This window comes from Hymenobacter bucti (assembly GCF_042681145.1).
GTDB lineage: Bacteria > Bacteroidota > Bacteroidia > Cytophagales > Hymenobacteraceae > Hymenobacter > Hymenobacter bucti.
Genome location: NZ_JBHUFD010000005.1, coordinates 83,945 through 103,717, shown reverse-complemented (window position 1 = coordinate 103,717; position 19,773 = coordinate 83,945). Strand labels below are relative to the sequence as shown.

At 60.5% G+C, this 19,773-nt stretch carries 15 protein-coding genes; 13 read left to right on the top strand and 2 right to left on the bottom strand.

From position 1 onward, the window contains the following. Position 1: 1 nt before the first annotated feature. The 13 genes from ACFSDX_RS12625 (at position 2) to ACFSDX_RS12565 (ending at position 17,436) form a co-directional block, all read left to right on the top strand. The gene (locus ACFSDX_RS12625; protein WP_382313969.1) at positions 2-934 is read left to right on the top strand and encodes an FtsL-like putative cell division protein; all 933 of its coding nucleotides are present in this window, start codon (positions 2-4) and stop codon (positions 932-934) included. Further along, on the top strand, positions 918-3,428 hold the full coding sequence (locus tag ACFSDX_RS12620) for a penicillin-binding transpeptidase domain-containing protein (RefSeq protein WP_382313967.1): 2,511 nt from the start codon (positions 918-920) through the stop codon (positions 3,426-3,428). Before ACFSDX_RS12625 ends, ACFSDX_RS12620 begins: the two co-directional genes overlap by 17 nt. Further along, on the top strand, positions 3,429-4,898 hold the full coding sequence (locus tag ACFSDX_RS12615) for a UDP-N-acetylmuramoyl-L-alanyl-D-glutamate--2,6-diaminopimelate ligase (RefSeq protein WP_382313965.1): 1,470 nt from the start codon (positions 3,429-3,431) through the stop codon (positions 4,896-4,898). It begins immediately after the preceding gene. Positions 4,899-5,005: 107 nt separating this feature from the next. Beyond that, positions 5,006-6,226: a phospho-N-acetylmuramoyl-pentapeptide-transferase gene (gene mraY, locus ACFSDX_RS12610; protein ID WP_382313962.1), complete on the top strand. Its 1,221-nt coding sequence runs from the start codon at positions 5,006-5,008 to the stop codon at positions 6,224-6,226. Positions 6,227-6,249: 23 nt separating this feature from the next. Further along, positions 6,250-7,677, top strand: a complete 1,428-nt coding sequence (gene murD, locus ACFSDX_RS12605; RefSeq protein ID WP_382313960.1) for a UDP-N-acetylmuramoyl-L-alanine--D-glutamate ligase — start codon at positions 6,250-6,252, stop codon at positions 7,675-7,677. 78 nt (positions 7,678-7,755) lie between these two features. Beyond that, the gene (locus tag ACFSDX_RS12600; RefSeq protein WP_382313958.1) at positions 7,756-8,949 is read left to right on the top strand and encodes an FtsW/RodA/SpoVE family cell cycle protein; all 1,194 of its coding nucleotides are present in this window, start codon (positions 7,756-7,758) and stop codon (positions 8,947-8,949) included. Positions 8,950-9,038: 89 nt separating this feature from the next. Continuing rightward, on the top strand, positions 9,039-10,127 hold the full coding sequence (murG, locus tag ACFSDX_RS12595; protein ID WP_382313956.1) for an undecaprenyldiphospho-muramoylpentapeptide beta-N-acetylglucosaminyltransferase: 1,089 nt from the start codon (positions 9,039-9,041) through the stop codon (positions 10,125-10,127). A gap of 64 nt (positions 10,128-10,191) precedes the next feature. Further along, on the top strand, positions 10,192-11,580 hold the full coding sequence (murC, locus tag ACFSDX_RS12590; protein WP_382313954.1) for a UDP-N-acetylmuramate--L-alanine ligase: 1,389 nt from the start codon (positions 10,192-10,194) through the stop codon (positions 11,578-11,580). A 75-nt stretch (positions 11,581-11,655) separates the two neighbouring features. Then, complete coding sequence (locus tag ACFSDX_RS12585; protein ID WP_382313951.1) at positions 11,656-12,414, top strand: cell division protein FtsQ/DivIB; 759 nt, start codon at positions 11,656-11,658, stop codon at positions 12,412-12,414. A gap of 84 nt (positions 12,415-12,498) precedes the next feature. Further along, positions 12,499-13,920, top strand: a complete 1,422-nt coding sequence (ftsA, locus tag ACFSDX_RS12580; RefSeq protein ID WP_382313949.1) for a cell division protein FtsA — start codon at positions 12,499-12,501, stop codon at positions 13,918-13,920. A gap of 95 nt (positions 13,921-14,015) precedes the next feature. Next, positions 14,016-15,530: a cell division protein FtsZ gene (gene ftsZ / locus ACFSDX_RS12575; RefSeq protein WP_382313948.1), complete on the top strand. Its 1,515-nt coding sequence runs from the start codon at positions 14,016-14,018 to the stop codon at positions 15,528-15,530. Between the two features lie 48 nt (positions 15,531-15,578). Then, positions 15,579-16,121 carry a hypothetical protein gene (locus tag ACFSDX_RS12570; protein ID WP_382313946.1) on the top strand — a complete coding sequence of 181 codons (543 nt, stop codon included), beginning with the start codon at positions 15,579-15,581 and terminating at the stop codon, positions 16,119-16,121. Continuing rightward, on the top strand, positions 16,111-17,436 hold the full coding sequence (locus tag ACFSDX_RS12565) for a hypothetical protein (protein WP_382313944.1): 1,326 nt from the start codon (positions 16,111-16,113) through the stop codon (positions 17,434-17,436). The genes ACFSDX_RS12570 and ACFSDX_RS12565 overlap by 11 nt, the downstream gene beginning before the upstream one ends. A gap of 60 nt (positions 17,437-17,496) precedes the next feature. Here the strand turns inward: ACFSDX_RS12565 and ACFSDX_RS12560 are convergent, their stop codons facing one another. Next, on the bottom strand, positions 17,497-18,612 hold the full coding sequence (locus tag ACFSDX_RS12560; protein WP_382313941.1) for a cytochrome-c peroxidase: 1,116 nt from the start codon (positions 18,610-18,612) through the stop codon (positions 17,497-17,499). 43 nt (positions 18,613-18,655) lie between these two features. After that, complete coding sequence (locus tag ACFSDX_RS12555; protein WP_382313939.1) at positions 18,656-19,762, bottom strand: cytochrome-c peroxidase; 1,107 nt, start codon at positions 19,760-19,762, stop codon at positions 18,656-18,658. Between the last annotated feature and the right edge of the window lie 11 nt (positions 19,763-19,773).

The following is a 19,773-nucleotide window of genomic DNA, read 5'->3' as shown; positions in this document are numbered from 1 at the left end:
CATGGCTGCCAACACGCTTCGCCCCACTGCCGGGCCGCCCCGCACCAATGTAGCGCGCCCCGCCGCCCCGCTGCCCGCCCCTGAGCCGGTGCTGGCGCCTGGGCCCGTAGCCGCCGAGCCCCTGCCGGGTCCGGTCACGGAGGCGCCCGAATCGGTGGTCGAAAAGCCCGCGCCCCGCCGCAAGCCCGCGCCCGAAGTGCCGGCGCGGCCAGGCTCGACCTGGAGCCTGTTCTCGCTGCTCGACCGCTTCACGGGGCTCGATAGCTTTTTCGAGGAAGGACTGCCCGTGCAGTACTTGCCCAAGGTGCTGTTTATCATGCTGCTCACGCTTATTTATATCGGCAACACGCACTACGGCAACCGCATGAACCGCAACATCCAGCGCCTCAAGATGGAAACCGAAGACCTGCGCGCCGATTATACCACGCTGTCGTCGGACTACATGGAGGCCAGCAAGCAGAGCGAGGTAGCGCGCAAAGTGGCGGCTATTGGGCTCGTGGAAAGCTCGTCGCCGCCCTTCCGCATCGTGGTGCCGCCTGGCCATCTTGATGAGGCTCAGCTGGAAACTATGCCCGTACTCACGGCCGATACCCTAGCTGCCCGCGCCGCCCGCGACTCGGCCGCCACGCAGCGCGCCGACTCGCTCCTAGGGCGCGCGCGCCGCCAGCAGGCTGCCGAAGCGGCGGGCGCCGACGACGTGCTCGAAGCTGGTCCACCGCCGCCGGGCTTGGAGGAAGATACTAGTGGTGAGGCCATTGGACCCCGAGAGCCGGTTGAGCGAGCCCGCCGTATGCCGGCCAGAAGTTCCGAGAAGAGTTCTAAAAAGTCCAAGTCGGTACAAAATAAAACAGCTGCTCCCGCTCGTTTAGGTAAATCAAAGGCAGTATCAACCAAGGACGCTAAAAAGACTGTGACCCATGAAAGGCAGCGTTAAGAAATCCATCGTCACGCGGGTGCGGCTGGCATTTCTGGGCGTGGCCATTTTCTCGAGCGCTATCGCCTGGAAAATCTCGCACATCCAGTATCAGGAGGGCGCCAAGTGGCGGGCCCTGGAGCAGGAGCGCCGCATCAGCTACCAGTCGGTGCCAGCCACGCGGGGCAATATTTTTGCCAGCGATGGCAAGAGTATCATGGCGACCTCGCTGCCCTTCTTCCGGGTGGCCTGGGACCCCGGCGTGGTCGAAAATGATGCCTTCCGCAAGGGCGTCGACTCGCTGGCCTGGCACCTGGCGCACTTCTTTGGCGACCGCAGTAAGGAGGAGTATAAGCGCCGGCTGATAACGGCATACAACGCCAAGGACCCCGCCGTGCGCTACCTGCGCCTGAATTCGCGGCAGATAAATTTTCAGGAAAAGAAGGAGCTGGCGAGCTGGCCCATCTTCCGAGCCAAGCGCCGGGGCGGGGTTATTTTCGAGAAGGTAGACAAACGCTTTCGGCCCTTTGGCGGGCTGGCGCAGCGCACCGTGGGCTTCGTGAATGAAGACCACAATGGCGCCGGGCTGGAATTTACCTTTCAGACGAAGCTGGCGGGCAAGTCTGGCGAGGCGCTCTACGAGCGCGTACCGGGCGGCATGAAGCCCGTGTATGACGGTACCGAAATCAAGCCCCAGCCGGGCTACGACATCAAGACGACGCTCGACATCAACTTGCAGGATGGCGCCGAGGATGCGCTCTACAAAGCCTTGGTGTCCAACGATGCGCAGTACGGCTGCGCCATTCTGATGGAGGTGCGCACCGGCGAAATCAAGGCGGTGGCCAACCTAGGGAAGGCTTCAGACGGCACGTATAAGGAGGATTACAACTACGCCTTTGCCGACCAGGGCCGCACCGAGCCAGGCTCCACGTTTAAGCTGGCCTCGATGATGGCCCTGCTGGAGGCGCACCCCGAGATTCAGCTCGATGACATTGTGGACACCGGCAACGGGCGGATGCTCATCGGCGGGGCCGTGAAAACGGACACCCACGGCTACGGCAAACTGACGGTGCAGCAGGTGTTTGAAAAGTCGTCGAACATTGGCGTGGCTAAGCTGATAAACCAGTATTTCAGCGGCAACCCTTCGGCTTACACCGACTACCTGAAACGCTTTGGGCTGCCCAAGCCCCTAGGGTTCCAGATGGCGGGCGAGGCCCTGCCCTACATTAAAGACCCCAAGGACCGGACTTGGAGCCGCACCTCGCTCACGACGATGTGCATCGGCTACGAGCTGAAAATCGCGCCTCTGCAAACGCTGGCTTTCTACAATGCCGTGGCCAACGGCGGTGTAAAAGTGCAGCCCATCATTGTGAAGGAAATCAAGCAGGCCGACCAAGTACTGGAGCAATTCGAAGCCCCGGTGCTGAATCAGAAAATCTGCTCCGACGAAACCCTGCGCAAGCTGCACGCCATGATGGAAGGCGTGGTGCTGGAAGGCACGGCCCGCAAAATCCGGCCCACCGACTACAGCATTGCGGGCAAAACGGGCACGGCCTGGAAATTCAAGAACGGCCATTATACCAAGACGTATTCGACCAGCTTCTGCGGGTTTTTTCCGGCTGATAAGCCCAAGTACAGCTGCATTGTGGTAATAGACTCGCCGAGCAAGGGCGGCTGGTCGGGGGCCGAGGTGGCCGCCCCGGTATTCCGGGATATTGCCGACCGCTGTATGGCGCGCGACCAGGCCAGCCAGCGCCCCATGCTGGCGCGGGTGCCCGCCCACCGCTCGCCCGCGCCGCTGGTGCGCGCCGGGGTGCAGGATGAAATAGCGCTGGTTTGCCAGCGCATGGGCTTGCCAGCCCAAACCCGGGCTACTGGTGGCGAAGAATGGGTGCGGGCCACTCGCGCCGCCGACACGGCCGTAGTGACGCGCACCGTAGAAGTGACGCCCAACCCCACCGTAACCCGCGCCGGCCGCATGCCCGACGCCCACGGCCTCACGCTGCGCGATGCCCTGTTCTTACTCGAAAACCGGGGCTTGAAGGTGCGTACCAGCGGCACCGGTCGCGTGCGTGAGCAGTCAATAGCATCCGGCGAAGTAGTAAAACGGGGTGCGGTAGTGAGCCTGGCCTTGGCGCCCACGGCCGCGCTAGCCGCCGCCCCCATGGCCCTGCCCGAGCCGACCCACACGGAGATTGCCGAGAACACGTTGCTGGTGCCCGCCGAGCACGAGGCGGCCAGCCGCCCGGCGCGTAGCACCAAAGCGGCACCAGCGAAAGCGCCTAGGTCTACCGAAAAGTCCGCGAAGGCAAAACCTAGCTCGAAGCCAGAATCGACCTCCGCAAAAGACAACCCCACAAATTCGAAGCCCGCAAAAGCAACCGCGCCCAAAGCGGATAAGAAGAAGCCGGCTTCGCCCAAGCGAGCCACTCCGGCCGACATCCGCACCGCGCAGCGGCCCGCAGCTACTCCGCCTGCCGTAGTCAAAGCCGGCCGCGCTCCCAAATCTGCCTAAATGAACCTTCCGCTCTTTTCCCTGCTCACCGAGGTAGCCGTGCTGGCGCAGCACGGCCCGCCCGACGTGCCCGTCAGCGGCCTCACCCTCGACTCGCGCCAGGCGGGGCCGGGCCTGCTGTTCTGCGCCCTGCGCGGTACCGCCACCGATGGGCACCAGTTCATTGGCAAAGCCGTGGGCCTGGGTGCCGCCGTGGTGGTCTGCGAAGAGCTGCCCACCGACCTAAACCCCGCCACTACCTACGTGCAGGTGGCCGACAGCGCGGCCGCCCTAGGTCCCATTGCCAGCGCGTTCTACGGCCACCCCTCGCGGCAGCTGCAGCTAGTGGGCGTCACGGGTACCAATGGCAAGACTACCTGCGCGACGCTGCTGCACAAGCTCCTGCGCGAGCTGGGCTACCACTGCGGCCTGCTGAGCACGGTGCAGAATCAGATTGACGAAACGGTGGTGCCGAGCACGCACACCACGCCCGACGCCATTCGGCTCAACGAGCTGCTGGCGCGCATGGTGGCCGCCGGCTGCACTCACGCCTGCATGGAAGTGAGTAGCCACGCCGTGGCCCAGCACCGCATCGATGGATTACGCTTTGTGGGGGGCGTATTTACCAATCTCACCCACGACCACCTCGACTACCACGGCACGTTCGATAATTATCTGAAGGCCAAAAAAGCTTTCTTCGACGCGCTGCCCAAAACGGCTTTTGCTCTCACCAATGCCGACGACAAGCGCGGCCCGGTGATGCTGCAAAACACGGCCGCCCACCGCGCTACTTACTCGCTGCGCACGGCCGCTACCTACCGCGCCCGGCTAGTCGATAATGAAATGCACGGCCTGCACCTCGAGATTGAGGGCCGCGAAGTGCAGTTTCGCCTCATCGGAATTTTCAACGCCTACAATCTGCTAGCGGTGTACGGCGCCGCCGTGCTGCTGGGCGAAGACCCCACCGAAGCGCTCACCATCCTCTCGGGCCTCACCACGGCGCCGGGCCGCTTCGAGCCCGTAGCCGTACCCGGCAACCCCATTATTGGCCTCGTGGACTACGCCCACACGCCCGACGCCCTCGAAAACGTGCTCCAAACGCTGCACCAAACGCGCCGGCCCGAGCAGCGCATTATTACGGTGGTGGGCTGCGGCGGCAACCGCGACGCGGCCAAGCGCCCCATCATGGCGCGACTCGCCGCCCAACTCTCCGACCAGGCTATCCTCACCGCTGATAACCCGCGCGACGAAGACCCGCTGGAAATCCTGCGGCAGATGCAAGCCGGCCTCACGCCGCCCGCTGATGCCCACGTGCAGCTGGTGCCCGACCGCCGCCAGGCCATTCGGGCCGCCGTGGCCCTGGCCCGCCCCGGCGACCTAGTGCTAGTAGCCGGCAAGGGCCACGAAACCTACCAGGAAATAAAGGGCGTGAAATTACCTTTTGACGACCGGGAGGAATTGCGAGCCGCGCTTTCTTCAATTAAAAATTAAAAATGATGAATTAAAAATTGCTGAAACAAGAAATGGAGAACGCATTGCTACAAAGCCGATGCAGTCCCAATTTCTAATTCATCATTTTTAATTTTTAATTCAACAAAATGCTTTACTACCTCTTTCGCTACCTCCACGAGCATTACCACATTCCCGGCATCGGCGTGTTTCAGTACACGACTTTTCGCGCCGCGCTGGCGGTAGTTACGTCGCTGCTCATTGCCCAGATATTCGGGGGCAAGCTTATCGCCGTGCTGCAACGCAAGCAGCTGGGCGAAACCATTCGGGACCTGGGCTTGCAAGGCCAGAGCGAGAAAAAAGGTACCCCCACGATGGGCGGCCTCATCATCTTGCTGGCTATTCTGGTGCCCGTGCTGCTGTTTGCGCGCCTGCGTAATATCTACATTATCCTGATGCTGCTCAGCACCGTTTGGCTCGGGCTGATTGGGTTTCTAGACGACTACATCAAGATATTTCGCAAGAATAAAGAGGGGCTAAGCGGGCGCTTTAAAATACTGGGGCAGGTTGGCCTAGGTATTACGGTGGGCTGGGTACTGTTCTACAGTAACGAGATTACGGTTCGCGAGTATTTGCTGCCCAACGGACAATACTCGGCGGTGGATGCGACCAAAATATTCAAGGACGTGCACCTGGCCATTACGACGGTGCCGTTCATGAAAAACAACGAGCTGAACTACGGCGATTTATTTGCGCAGGCCGGCACGGCTTTCAAAGGATTGTATGGCCTGTTTTACATTCCCATCGTCGTATTTCTGGTAACCGCCATCAGCAACGGCGCCAACCTCACGGATGGCCTCGACGGGCTAGCGGCTGGTACGTCGGCTATTATCGGGGTTACGCTGGCTATTTTTGCCTTCGTGAGCGGTAATGCTTTTCTGGCTGATTATCTGGATGTTATGTTCATCCCGGATTCGGGCGAATTGGTTATTTTTTGCACGGCATTCGTCGGAGCTTGCATTGGCTTCTTGTGGTACAACTCGTATCCGGCGCAGGTATTTATGGGCGATACCGGCTCGCTGGCCCTAGGGGGTATTATTACGGTGCTGGCACTGGCCGTGCGCAAGGAGTTGCTTATTCCAGTTTTGTGCGGCGTGTTTATTATCGAAAACCTGTCGGTAGTAGTGCAGGTGAGCTGGTTTAAATACACCAAGCGCAAGTATGGCGAGGGCCGCCGCCTACTGCGCATGTCGCCGCTGCACCACCATTACCAAAAGCTCGGCTACCACGAATCCAAGATTGTGTCGCGCTTCTGGATTATTGGTATTATGCTGGCCGTTATCACGTTGGTGACGTTGAAATTGCGTTAATAAGGTACTAAAAAGCTATTAGCATGGCGGAGGGTCAGAAAAATATTATTATTCTAGGTGCTGCTGAAAGCGGGGTGGGCGCAGCGCTGCTGGCCCAGGCCAAAGGGTACGCCGTATTCGTGTCCGACCGCGGCGCTATCCAGCCCGTTTATAAGGAAAAGCTGGCGCAGGCCGGTATAGCATTCGAAGAAAATCAGCACACGCTCGACCGCATTCTGCAAGCCGATGAGGTAATTAAAAGCCCCGGCATTCCGGAGAAAGCGCCGGTAATTAAAGCGCTGCGCGAGCAGAATATTCCCATTATTTCGGAGATAGAGTTCGCCAGCCGCTACACGCAGGCGCGCTGCATCGCCATTACCGGCACCAATGGCAAAACCACAACCACGCTGCTCACTTACCACCTGCTAAAAGAGGCGGGCTATAATGTGGGTTTGGCGGGTAATATCGGCTACTCGCTAGCCGAGCAAGTAATTGAGAATAAATTTGAGTACTACGTGCTGGAGCTGAGCAGCTTCCAACTCGACGATACGTATGGTTTTCAGCCTTGGATAGCGGTAGTTCTCAATATCACCCCCGACCACCTAGACCGCTATAATTACTCGCTCGACGAGTACGCCGCCTCTAAGTTTCGCATCGCAAAAAACCTGGCTAGCGATGGCTATTTCATCTACAATGCCGATGATGCGCAAATACAAAATAACTTGTGGCGCCTGCTGGTAGGGCAGAAAGAAGAGCGTCATTTTCCATTCCAAGCGCTGCCATTTTCGATAGAGCCGCCGATAGCAGGTACGGGCGTTAAATCTTATTATTTTGCTGGACACATAGATGCCGCAGGTAAGACAGTTGATGAGCAGTTTCTAGAGATTCAACTGACGCCCGACAGCACGAAGAAAGAAAAAGTAAGCCTGACTAAATCAGTGCTTATTGGCCGCCACAATGTGCAAAACATGGCCGCCGCGGTGCTCGCCGCCCGCGTAGCCGGCGTTGGTATCGCGCAGATTGAGCAAGCCCTAGGTACCTTCCATAACGCCGACCATCGCTTGCAACTGGTGCGAGAAATAAACGGTATAGCGTACATCAACGACAGCAAGGCAACCAACGTCGAAGCCGCTTGGTACGCGCTCGATGGGGTGAAGCGCCCCATTGTTTGGATAGCCGGCGGCACCGACAAAGGCAACGATTACGCGTCGCTGCAGCCCCTGGCGCAGCAGAAAGTAAAAGCCCTAGTGTGCCTAGGCGTAGACAATGCCAAGCTGCGCACCGCCTTCGCCGACCACGTGCCGCACCTCGAAGAAACCCAGCGCATGACCGACGCCGTGCAGCGCGCGGCGGCCCTCGCCGCCCCCGGCGATGTGGTGCTGCTCTCGCCCTGTTGCGCCAGCTTCGACCTGTTCAAAAACTACGAAGACCGCGGCCAACAATTCGCCGCCGCAGTAAACGCCCTCCCCTGACAACGAAGAAAAAGCCAGTCAGCCCGCCGCAGGCGGGCGTATCTGCGAAATCCGTTAAATCCGCTAAATCTGCGATTTATGCAAGCAACCCGGCTTACCTGGCTTCAGCGAAATCTGAAAGGGGACCCCATTTTGTGGGCCATCGTTATTTTGTTTTCACTCATCAGCATCGCGGTGGTGTACTCGGCCACGGGCACGCTAGCCTACCGGCAGGAGCTGCACGGCCGGGGCGGTTCGGTGGAGGGTATTGCGTTAAAGCACACGGGCTTGATTTTTATGGGCCTGGGGCTGATGTGGCTGGCGCACCGCATCGACTACCGCCACTATTCGCGGCTGTCGCTGTACGCGCTGCTGCTGTCGGTGCCGCTGCTGTTGTACACCTATTTCGCGGGTGGCACTACGCTCAATGATGCCTCGCGCTGGCTCACGATTCCGGTAATTAATCAAACGTTTCAGCCTTCCGACTTGGCCAAGCTAGCGCTCATTACGCACTTGGCGAGCATGCTCAGTCGGCGCCAGCAGCACCTACACGATTTCTGGAGCACGCTGTTTCCGGTGATGCTGTGGGTGGGCGTCATCTGCGGCCTCATCGTGCTGTCCAACGCATCGACGGCGTTACTGCTTTTTCTGACCTGTTTGCTGCTTATGTTTATCGGCCGCGTGCCGCTCAAGCAAATGGTCGTAATGGTACTGATTGGGGCTGTGTTGGGGGGCGCTGGCCTGGCGGCTGGGCAGCGCCTGGGCACGGTAATTTCCCGCGTTTCCAACTTCACGGATGCCAAGAAAAAACCGCCATTTCAGCTCGAGCATTCCTACATCGCCATTGCTACGGGCGGCATCAGCGGCAAGGGTCCTGGTAAAAGCACTGAGCGCAACATCATGCCGCACCCGTATTCTGACTTTATCTACGCCATTATCATTGAAGAATATGGCATGCTAGGCGGGCTGGTCGTGCTGTTCCTCTACCTGGCTTTTTTATATCGCGGGTTAAAAACCGTGATGAATAGCCAGGGGGCTTTTGGCGGGCTTTTGTCGGCGGGATTATGCTTTAGTCTGGTCTTGCAGGCCATGGTAAATATGGGCGTAGCCGTGGGCCTAGGGCCTGTGACAGGCCTGCCGCTACCGCTCCTTAGCATGGGTGGTACCTCGCTTATTTTTACTGGTTTGAGCATCGGAATCATTCTGGCGGTAAGCCGTGGCGAGCGCGCTATTCGGCCCATGACCGGCGAAGACCCCGGCGCGGCGCGTATTCCTAGTCAGCGTGCTACCTAGGCGTAGTAGGTTGTTAGTTAACAGCTGCTAGCTGTTGGCTTTTTCGCAACGAGATTGTTTTAATAGTTAATAGCCAGCAGCCCAACACCATGAAATTTATTATCTCCGGAGGCGGTACGGGCGGGCATATTTTTCCGGCCGTGGCGATTGCCAACGAAATACGCCGGCGCGAACCTGCCGCCGAAATCCTTTTCGTGGGGGCCAACGGCCGGATGGAAATGACGCGCGTGCCGGAGGCGGGCTATGAGATAGTAGGGTTGGATATCAGCGGTTTGCAGCGCCGCCTCACGCCGCAAAACTTGATGTTTCCGGTGCGGGTATTTCGGTCGGTGCGCAAGGCGGGCAAATTGGTCGAGCAGTTTCGGCCCGATGCGGTAGTGGGCGTGGGCGGCTACGCCTCGGCGCCGGTGCTGCTGGCTGCTACGTCGCGTGGTATTCCGAGTCTGATTCAGGAGCAGAATTCCTACGCGGGGCTAGTCAATAAATTATTGGCGCGTCGCGTCAATAAAATCTGCGTGGCTTACGACGACATGGAAAAGTTTTTTCCGGTCGATAAACTCGTGCTGACTGGCAACCCGGTGCGCACCGAAATTGCCCGCGGCAACCGCGCCGACGCGCAGCGGTTTTTTGGCCTCGACACTACCAAAAAAACGCTGCTTGTGGTGGGTGGCAGCCTCGGCGCCCGCACCCTCAACCTGGCCACCGCCGCCGCCCTAGGTCGCTTGCGCGAAGCCGGCGTGCAGTTGCTTTGGCAAACTGGTAAGCTCTATTATCCTGAAGCTAAGGAGCAGGCCGCGCCCTACGCCGCCGACAACCTGCAAGCACTGGAATTTATTCAGCGCATGGACCTGGCCTACGCCGCGGCGGATATAGTAATTAGCCGGGCCGGCGCACTTTCAGTTTCAGAGCTTTGCCTCACGGGCAAGGCCGCAATACTGGTGCCTTCGCCCAACGTGGCCGAAGACCACCAGACGAAAAATGCGCTGGCTCTGGTGAGCAAAGGCGCGGCCGTGCTCATCACCGATGAGCACGCCGCCACCCGCCTCTACGACGAAACCCTGCGCCTGCTCGCCGACCCCGAGCGCCAGCAGCAGTTGAGCGAGCGCGTACGCAAGTTGGCGCGTCCGGATGCTACTACGGCCATTGTGGATGAATTATTCAGCCTGCTAAAAAAATAACTCTGCGAAACTCTGCGGAAAACCCCGCGCAATCCTGCGGGAAAACTTCCCCAAGCTTACCAAAATGCAGCAATTTCCTTACATCTTTTTCCTAGGTATCGGGGGCATCGGCATGTCGGCGCTGGCACGCTGGTTTAAAGCCAACGGCCACAGCGTGAGCGGCTACGACAAAACCGAAACGCCCCTGACGCTAGCGCTGCAAGCCGAAGGAATTGCCGTGCATTACACCGACGAGGTCGCTGCTATTCCGGCCGAAGTAAAGGCCAATAAAATGCAGACGCTGGTGGTGCTCACGCCCGCCATTCCGGCCGACAGCCGCGAGTGGGCGTGGCTGCGTGCGCAGGGCTACGACATCCGCAAGCGCAGCCAGGTGTTGGGCGTGCTCACGCAGGGCAAGCCTACCATTGCGGTGGCCGGCACGCACGGCAAAACCACCACCAGCAGTATGGTGGCGCATTTGCTGCACCACGCGGGCGTGGACACGGGCGCCTTTCTGGGCGGCATTGCGGTGAACCTAGGGAGTAATTTATTGCTGCCCAAAAGCGCCGATGCGCCCGTGGTAGTGGAGGCCGATGAGTACGACCGCAGCTTCCTGACGCTGCACCCCGACGTGGCCATCGTGACCAGCACCGACGCCGACCACCTCGATATCTACGGCACTAAGGAGGCCCTAGTAGAATCGTTTTGTCAATTTGCGGCGCAATTAAAACCGGGTGGTACGCTGCTGCTCAACCACACCGCTGATGCGCGCGTGGCGGCCGCCGCACCGGCCGGTACGCACGTGCTGCGCTACGGCCTGAGCGCGGCGCAAGGCCTCGATTTATTTGCCGCTGACATCACGCCTGAGGGGCATCAGTTTAACTTTGACTTGCACGGCCCACAGGGCGTGGTGGCGGGGTTGCAGCTCGCCGTGCCGGGCTTCCACAACGTGGAAAATATGCTAGCCGCCGCGGCCGTGGCGCAGGTCTACGGCGTGGGTGAAAATACGCTGCGCGCGGCCGTGGCAGCCTACCGCGGCGTGAAGCGGCGATTCGAGTTTATCGTGACCGGGCCTGACAAAGTGTACGTGGATGACTACGCTCACCACCCGCGCGAAATCGAGGCATTTCTGCGCTCGTTGCGCGCGTTGTATCCGGCTAAGAAACTGCGGGTTATCTTTCAACCACATTTATTTACCCGCACCCGCGATTTTGCCGAGGGCTTCTCCGAAAGTCTGAGTTTGGCTGATGAAGTAGTGCTGCTAGCCATTTACCCAGCCCGCGAATTACCGCTGCCGGGCGTGACATCGGAAATGCTGTTGGAAAAAATTACGGCGCCTAAAAAATCCATTCAAACCAAAGCCGAAGTGCTAGCCAATGCCGCCCAGCAAGCCGATTTTGACGTGCTCGCTACCGTGGGTGCTGGCGATATTGACACGCTGGTGCCCGAATTAAAAGCCATCCTGACGCGCTAGCCGCGCATTAACTAATCTAGGCGCTTGCGCCACGGCAGCCGCCAAAATCAGCACCTAGGTGCGTACCTAGCTTACATGGAAAAGAACGTTCGCAATTTACTCGTCGCGTTTGCCTGCCTGCTGGGCTTGGCCGGGGCCGCCGCGTTTGCGGCGTACCGGCAGGCCCACCGGCCGGTGAGCGATATTGTGGTCAATATTGCCAACGAGTCGAATAATTATTTTATCAGCGAGCGGGGCGTTACGGCACTGCTCACCAACGGCGGCAAAGAGCCCGTGCTGGGCACCGTGCCCGAAGGCCCGCGCCTGCGGGTGCTGGAAGGTCGCCTAAAGGCGCACCCCTTCGTGCGCGAGGCCCAGGTATACCGCGACCTGGCTGGTAATCTGCACGCTGACATTCACCAAAACCACCCCATTGCGCGGCTGGTGCACGCCGACGACCGCCTCGATAGTTACGTGGATGCGGCGGGTAAGCGCCTGCCCTTATCGCCGCTCTACACGGCCCGCGTGGCTACCGTGAGCCGGGCGGGCGGCGGTGGGTTGCCCACAACCTTTTTTCAGGATAGTACGTCACGGGGGTATCTCGATTTCCTGCGCTACGTAGACGAGCATCCCTTCTGGCACGCGCAGGTGGCCGAAGTTTTTGTGGAACCCGGGGGGAAGTTGAGCTTTACGCAGCAGGTCGGCGACCAACGCATCGAGTTCGGTCCGCCCGAAAATATTTCAGAAAAATTCGCCAAATTGATGGTATTTTACCGACAAATTCCTTCCGTTTTAGGGTGGGATACTTACCACCGCGTCAACGTGGAATACCAAAATCAAATCATTTGTGAATGACAAATGGTTGATAACGAGATTTATAAATTTTGATAATTCAGCTAACTAGCTTAGCCTCCGCTCTTTCACGCTTGCCCTGTCCCCATGCAACAAGATAAAATCGTCGTCGGTCTCGACATTGGCACCACTAAAATCTGCGCCTTGGTGGGACGGAAAAACGAGTACGGCAAGCTCGAAATTATGGGCATGGGCACGGCCGTATCCGACGGGGTGCAGCGCGGCATCGTGCTCAACATCGACAAGACGGTGGAGGCCATCAAGCGCGCCATTCGGCAGGCCGAGGAGCAGTCGGGCATTGATATCGGCGTAGTAAACGTGGGCATTGCGGGGCAGCACATCAAGTCGCTGCAACACAACGGCTCCATTACGCGCCCTAGCGGCGACAACGAGATTACGCAGGACGACGTGAACCGCCTCACGGCCGACATGTACCGGCTCGTGACGCCCCCCGGCTCGCAGATTATTCACGTGATGCCGCAGGACTACAAAGTTGATTTTGAAGGTGGCGTGACCGACCCGGTGGGCATGGCGGGCGTGCGGCTGGAAGGCAACTTCCATATCATCACGGCGCAAAGCGCGGCCATCAACAACATCAACAAGTGCGTAACCAAGGCTGGCCTGGCCATTGAGAACCTGATTCTGGAGCCGCTGGCCTCGAGCGTATCGGTGCTGAGCGATGAGGAGAAGGAAGCGGGTGTGGCCCTCATTGACATTGGCGGCGGTACTACCGACCTAGCCGTGTTTAAGGATGGCATTATTCGCCACGCGGCGGTGCTGCCGTTCGGGGGTAACATCATTACCCAGGACATCAAGCAGGGCTGCAACGTGACGCCCAACCAGGCCGAGCAGCTCAAGGTGAAGTTTGGCAAAGCCATTGCCGAAGAAGCTTCCGATTACGAAATCGTGAGCATTCCGGGGCTGCCCAACCGGCCGCCCAAGGAGGTATCGCTCAAGAACCTGGCCTACATCATCGAGGCCCGTATGTCGGAGATTATCGAGCTAGTGTATGCGGAAATCTACCGCATGGGCCTGCACGAACACCTATCGGCGGGCGTGGTGCTGACGGGCGGCGGCTCGCAGCTTCAGAACCTGGAGCAGCTGACCGAATACCTCACCGGCCTCGACACGCGCATTGGCTACCCCAACCAGCACCTAGGCAAGAGCAAAATCGAGACGGTAAAGTCGCCGATGCACGCCACTGGCGTGGGCCTCGTGTTGGCCGGCTACCAGGCTCAGGACGAGCGCAATGTCGCCCGCCCCGGCTACGCGGAGGAGGAAACCCAGAGCAGCTACAGCTACCAGGCGGCGCCTCCCGTGGCGCCCGCCGCGGCGCCCGTGGTGCCTAGCTTCATGGCAACTCCGGCCCCGGCCCCGGTGCCCGCCCCCAAGGCCCTGGAGCCACCAAAGGAGCCTAAGGGCCCTAGTAAGTTTGGCTCCTACCTAGGCGACATTACCCGCAAATTGAAGGGTATTTTAATTGATGATTTTGACGATAAACAATATTAATCAATGAGCGGATGCGTGAGTGCGTGAATGAGCAAAGGGCCTAGCTTCCTGCTCAATCACGCATTCACTCACTCACTCACTCACTCATTGAATCTATGAATTTTACTTTCGATATTCCTTCCCAGAGCCGCTCGATTATTAAGGTAATTGGGGTAGGAGGTGGAGGCTCCAACGCCGTGAAGCACATGCATAAGCAAGGCATCAAGGACGTGGAGTTTATAATTTGTAACACCGACCGGCAGGCCTTGGAAAGCTCCACGGTGCCGAACAAGCTGCAGATTGGGGTAGACCTGACCGAAGGCCTCGGCGCGGGCGCTAAGCCCGAGCGCGGCCGCCAAGCCGCCTTGGAGTCGCGCGAGCAAATCCGGGAGCTGCTGAGCAATGGCACCAAGATGCTGTTTATCACGGCGGGCATGGGCGGCGGCACCGGTACTGGGGCTGCCCCGGTTATTGCGCAGGTGGCGCAGGAGCTGAATATCCTGACGGTGGGTATCGTGACGGCGCCGTTCCTGTTCGAGGGCAAGAAGAAGCGCGACCAAGCTGAGCAAGGCATCAAGGAGCTGAGCGAGAACTGCGACACGGTGCTCGTGATTCTCAACGACAAGCTGCGCCAACTCTACGGCAACCTGACCATGGGCCAGGCTTTCGCCAAGGCCGACACAGTGTTGACGACGGCGGCCAAGTCGATTGCCGAAATCATCACGGTGACCAGCGACGTGAACGTGGACTTCGAAGACGTGAAAACGGTGATGAAGGACTCGGGCGCGGCCGTTATGGGCAGCTCCATCACGGAAGGCGAAAACCGCGCTCGCCGGGCGGCCGAAGAGGCGCTGAACTCGCCGCTGCTCAACAACACCGATATTCGGGGCGCGCAGCGGATTTTGCTCAGCATCATGTCGGGCGACCAAGCCGAGCTGGAAATGGATGAGCTCTCGGAAATCACCGAGTACATCCAGGGTAAGGCCGGTGAAGACGCCGAAATGATTTTTGGCCACGGTATCGACGAGACGCTGGGCCAGAGCATTCGCGTGACCGTCATTGCCACGGGCTTTGCCCGCGAAGCACACACTATTAATGCCAACGCTAGCGGACGCCCTGGCGTGGCAGCGCCCGAGCCCGTAGCGGCCCCCGAGCCGCAGCCGGTAGCCGCGGAAAAGGAGCGCGCTAGTGCGCCTGCCCCGGCCCCCGCGGCCCCGGTAGTGCCTAGCTTCACGGCCACGGTGGCGCCGGAGCCGGCCCGCATTACGTTCGACCTGAACGGCCCGGCGGCGCCCTCAACCCACGCCCCGCTAACCGGTGCGCCCTTTACGGCGCCTGGCGAGCCGGTGCTAGTGACGGGCAACACCCAGCCCGCGCCGCAGCCACCGCGCCCTAGGGCTGCCGCCCTTGAAGCCCAGGCCATTGAGCGGCGCAACCGGCTGATGCAGTCTTCCAACCAGGCGCTGTCGCCGGAGGCTACGGCCCACCTCGACACGCCTGCCTACTTGCGCCGCGGCCAAAAGCTGGAGCCCCTGGCCCCGAGCAACACCCAGAACATCTCGCGGTTTAATCTATCGGATGACAACGAGCTGCTGGGCGACAACCGCTTTTTGCACGATAATGTCGATTAGCCGATGGCGCGTGAGTAAGCTCCTTACTCACGCGCTACCGGGTAGCTTATGAAGAAACGCGCCTACCTAGGGGCGGTGCTGGCCGGCTGGGGAATATTGCTGGCCGGTTGCCAGCGGGCCGACCGCTCCAGCGAGTGCGTGCTGGTTGAGTCAGATTTTGAGCAGTTTGAAGGCTGGGTAACGCCGCTGCCCGCCGTGCTAAGCACCGAGCACGTGCATTCGGGCCGGTACGCGGAGCATTTGGCCGACGGCATGCTGTATGGGCCGCCCCACCTGACGGCGCTCAGCAAATGCGGGTTTGTGCCGCGTCGGTTGCGCCTACGCGCCTGGGTGTACTTGCCCAGTGGCCGCATTCGCTCTACCAATATCATCGTGGAAATTGACTGTCACGGCCGCCGGCCCAATATCTGGACCGGGCTGGAAATAGAGCAAACCGTGCGGCGCTATCAAAAATGGGAGCGGGTGCAGAAATACATCCAACTGCCGGCCGATATGGAAGCTTCCGACGAGCTGAAAATGTACCTCTGGCACCCCGAAACCAACGGCGAAAATCTGTGGCTGGACGATATACAATTGACTGGTGAGCGGTAAACAGCACAGCCCCGCACCAGTGGCGGGTAGCTTAGGGCCGCCCGCGGCGCGCTACGCCAGCCTGCAAGTGCTGGCCCTGCACCTGCTGCTGCTGGCCGGTATCACGTCGGCCCTGTATTGCTTTGGCATTATCCAGTACCTGCCGAGCGGGGCCACCCTGCGTAACTGGGACGTTATCTGGTACGAGCAGATAAAGCAGAGCGGCTATTCGTATGCGCCGGAGGGCATTAGCAACGTGGCTTTTTTTCCGCTGTTTCCCTACCTGTGGCGCTATTCAGGGTTGGGGCTGCTCGGCATCAGCCTAGTCAACGCCGTGGTTTTCCTAGGGTCCGCTACCTGGCTGGCGCGGCAGCTGGCTTTGCCGGCGCGCTTGCAACTGCTGCTGCTTTCGACCCCGGTGCTGCTCTTTATGGTGGTGCCTTATTCGGAGGCGCTGTTTTTCGCTTTTGGGGCGCTACTGCTGGTTGGGCTGCGGCAGCGCCGCTTGGGCTGGTGGCTCGTGGGGCTGCTCGGCTGCGGGCTCACGCGCTCGGCCAGCACGCTGTTTATGCCCGCGTTGGGGTTGATGGTGCTGCTTTGGGCGGGGCAGCCGGGGCAGCGGCGGCCGGCGCTGCGCTGGGGCGCGCTGGCGGTGCTGGTGCTGGCGCTCTCGGTGGGCGTGGTGGCCCTCATGCAATGGCAGCAAACGGGCGAGCCCTGGGGCTTCGTGAAAGTAAAGCACGCGTGGGGGCAGTTTTTCCGGTTGCCCACGCTGCCGCTGTCCGACCCCTCGGGCATCGACATGGTCTGGATTGACGGCCTGGGCGTGTGGGTTGGCGTGGCGGCGGCGGTGCTGTGCGGGTGGCGATTGTGGCAGGAGATAGGCCGCTGGCGCGGCCGGCCCAGTCCCCCGCCGCTGCCGCTAGAAGTACTCTTTTCCCTAGGTTACTGCGCGAGCGCGGGTTTGTTCCTGCTGCTTTTCCAGGGTGGTAGTATCTGGAATGCCGGCCGGTACCTGCTCACGACGCCCTTTGTGGTGGTGCTGCTGGGCTACCTGGCTACCCAGCCGGCCTGGCCGTGGCGGCGCTACGCAGCGCTGGCGGGCGCCACGCTGCTGTTTTGGCAGGTGTTTGGGGCCTACACCCTGCAATTCGACAATTTCACGACTCCGCAGGCGCTGTGGTACTTCGGCTTGCTGACTGTATACCTGCTGCTGTACCTGGCATGGCGGCAGCTGCGCTGGCAGGGTGAGGTCACGATGCTGCTCTATACCGTGAACATGGTGCTGCTCCTGCATTTGCTCGATAGCCTACTGAAGGGCTATAAGGTGCAGTAATGCACAGCGAGCGCTTAGCCCTAGGTCCGAAAATAGGGGATTATTCGGCCCCAGCTCAGTCTAAAACGGGTTTGAGAACCGCTTGTCGGTGATGAAGGTCGAGTCAGTGAGCGTTTTCAAAAAGGCCAGGACCTGCCGCTTTTCGGTGGTGGTGAGGTCCATGTGGGTGCCGAAGGGCGGGTTGTTGCGGCCTTCGATGAGGTTGTTGTCGAGGCCGGGGCTGGCCATTTGCACGTGGTCGGAGTAATGGTCGAGCACTTCCTCCAGCGTCTTAAAACGGCCGTCGTGCATGTAGGGCGCCGTGAGGGTGATGTTGCGTAACGTGGGCGCGATAAACTTGCCATTGTCCACGGCCAAGCCCGTGACGCCGCCCCGCCCTAGGTCGCTGAAAGTCAGGTCGAGGCCGTTGTTGAAGAACTTGCCTTCGTAGTTCGACGACATCAGCGGCTGGGTGTGGCAATGGAAGCACTCGGCGCCGCGCACCCGGCCGGGGCTGATGTGTGTTTGGTAAAGCACCAGCCCGGCTGATTCATCGGTGGTGAAGCCCTGGCGGTTGTTGGCCAGGTACTTATCGAAGCGCGAATTGCCCGATACCAGCGTACGCTCGAACTGCGTCAGCGCTTTGAGTACCAAATCGTTCGTGATGGTGCGCGTGCCAAACGCGGCTAGGAACAGCGGCGGGTAGGTGGTCGTGTTTTGCAGCTTGCCCACGCTCACGGTGAGGGGCTGGTGCAGCTCGATGGGGTTTTCGAGGGGCTTGAGGGCCTGCGTTTCGAGGGTCGAAAAAGCGCCGTCCCAGGTGAGCGTAGTACTCCAGAGCACGTTGACGAGCGACATGGTACCGCGCGGGTTAGCTACGCCATCGACGCCCACGGCTTTGGCCAGGCCATCGGTGAAGGCTTTGCTTTGCTGGTGGCACGAGCCGCACGACATGGTGCCGGTGCTCGATAACTGCTTCTCGTAGAAGAGCATGCGGCCCAGGGCCACGCCCTCGTTGGTGAGCGGGTTATCGGCCGGAATGACGGGGGTGGGGAAGCCGGCTGGCACCGTGAGCGTGTAGGCCGTCGGCCCAGTGGGCTCGGGGTCGATGCCTTCCGCAGAGTGGCAGCCACCTAGACTTAGCGCGCCCAGCAGCAGCAAAAAGCCCGTTAGAAAACGCGTAAGATGTTGCGGCATATTAACTGATAAGGGCAAAGGGGAAACCTAAGATACGGTACCGTCAGCGCCCAACACTAGCCGCCAGCGGTTGGTTTCGGCCGACTGACGCGGGCGGCGAAAAGCGCGGATTGGTTAGCAAGTTATTATCGGTCAGCGTATTCAAAAAGGCGAGTAGCTCGCGTTGCTCCTGAGCAGTCATTGGCAGGCCTAGGCGGCCATTGGGCTGGTGCAGCAGCGGGTCGAGGGTGCGCGAGGGGCGCACGCCGTGGGCGTAGTGGGCCAGCACCTGCGGCAGCGTGGCAAAGCGGCCGTCGTGCATGTAGGGCGCGGTGCGGGCCACGTTGCGCAGGCTCGGCACCCGAAAGCGACCCGCATCGGCGGGCTGCTGCGAGATGTGCGCCCGCCCCGAGTCCAGCGGAAATGTGCGGTCGAGGCCGTTATTGCGAAACGACTCGTCGGTGAATAAGTCGGTGGCGTGGCAGTTGCTGCATTTTTGCTGAAACAGCGATTGGCCGCGCAGTTCGGGCGCCGTAAACTGGCCACCCGGCTCGTGCCGCACGTGCTTATCGTAGCGCGAGTCGGCGCTGACGAGGGCCGACGTGAACTGCGCGAGCGCCTTCAAAAACTGCGGCGTATCTATCTGGCCCGGCCCGTAAATAGCGGCGAAGCGCCGGCGATATTCGGGGTCGGCGTTGAGCTTGGCTAGGGCGTCGGCCAGCGGCTCGTTCATTTCCTGGGGGCTGGTGAGGGGGGCCAGCGCTTGCAGCTCCAGCCCGCGCACGCCGCCATCGGCCATGAAGCTGCGGTGCCAGCCCAGGTTCTGGAGCGCGGGCGTATTGCGGGCGCTGCGGCGGCCGGCCACCCCTAGGGCCAGCGCCTGGCCGTCGGTGAAGGCGCGGCGCTGCTGGTGGCACGAGCCGCACGACACGGTGCCGTCGCTCGACAGGCGGGGGTCGTAAAACAGCTGCCGACCGAGCGCGAAGGTGGCTTCGTCGGGTTGGTTTTTAGCTACCTCGTACACCAGCGCCGGGAAGTTGGCGGGCAACGCCAGCGCGGCGGCGGGCTGGCGCCAATGGGCCACGGCCGCGCTGCCCACCGCCCCGAGGGCGGCCAGCAGTAGCCAGCCGGCGCGCCGGCCTACCCACGAAGTGCGCCTGAGTGTGGCCACGGCAGCGAGGA

What these genes read in the sequence shown, in the direction of transcription:
- mraY (WP_382313962.1), top strand. Translation starts at nt 5,006, where the DNA reads ATGCTTTACTACCTCTTTCGCTACCTCCACGAGCATTACCACATTCCC.
- ACFSDX_RS12560 (WP_382313941.1), bottom strand. Translation starts at nt 18,612, where the DNA reads ATGCCGCAACATCTTACGCGTTTTCTAACGGGCTTTTTGCTGCTGCTG.
- ftsA (WP_382313949.1), top strand. Translation starts at nt 12,499, where the DNA reads ATGCAACAAGATAAAATCGTCGTCGGTCTCGACATTGGCACCACTAAA.
- ACFSDX_RS12585 (WP_382313951.1), top strand. Translation starts at nt 11,656, where the DNA reads ATGGAAAAGAACGTTCGCAATTTACTCGTCGCGTTTGCCTGCCTGCTG.
- ftsZ (WP_382313948.1), top strand. Translation starts at nt 14,016, where the DNA reads ATGAATTTTACTTTCGATATTCCTTCCCAGAGCCGCTCGATTATTAAG.
- ACFSDX_RS12620 (WP_382313967.1), top strand. Translation starts at nt 918, where the DNA reads ATGAAAGGCAGCGTTAAGAAATCCATCGTCACGCGGGTGCGGCTGGCA.
- ACFSDX_RS12600 (WP_382313958.1), top strand. Translation starts at nt 7,756, where the DNA reads ATGCAAGCAACCCGGCTTACCTGGCTTCAGCGAAATCTGAAAGGGGAC.
- murC (WP_382313954.1), top strand. Translation starts at nt 10,192, where the DNA reads ATGCAGCAATTTCCTTACATCTTTTTCCTAGGTATCGGGGGCATCGGC.
- ACFSDX_RS12615 (WP_382313965.1), top strand. Translation starts at nt 3,429, where the DNA reads ATGAACCTTCCGCTCTTTTCCCTGCTCACCGAGGTAGCCGTGCTGGCG.
- ACFSDX_RS12625 (WP_382313969.1), top strand. Translation starts at nt 2, where the DNA reads ATGGCTGCCAACACGCTTCGCCCCACTGCCGGGCCGCCCCGCACCAAT.
- murD (WP_382313960.1), top strand. Translation starts at nt 6,250, where the DNA reads ATGGCGGAGGGTCAGAAAAATATTATTATTCTAGGTGCTGCTGAAAGC.
- ACFSDX_RS12570 (WP_382313946.1), top strand. Translation starts at nt 15,579, where the DNA reads ATGAAGAAACGCGCCTACCTAGGGGCGGTGCTGGCCGGCTGGGGAATA.
- murG (WP_382313956.1), top strand. Translation starts at nt 9,039, where the DNA reads ATGAAATTTATTATCTCCGGAGGCGGTACGGGCGGGCATATTTTTCCG.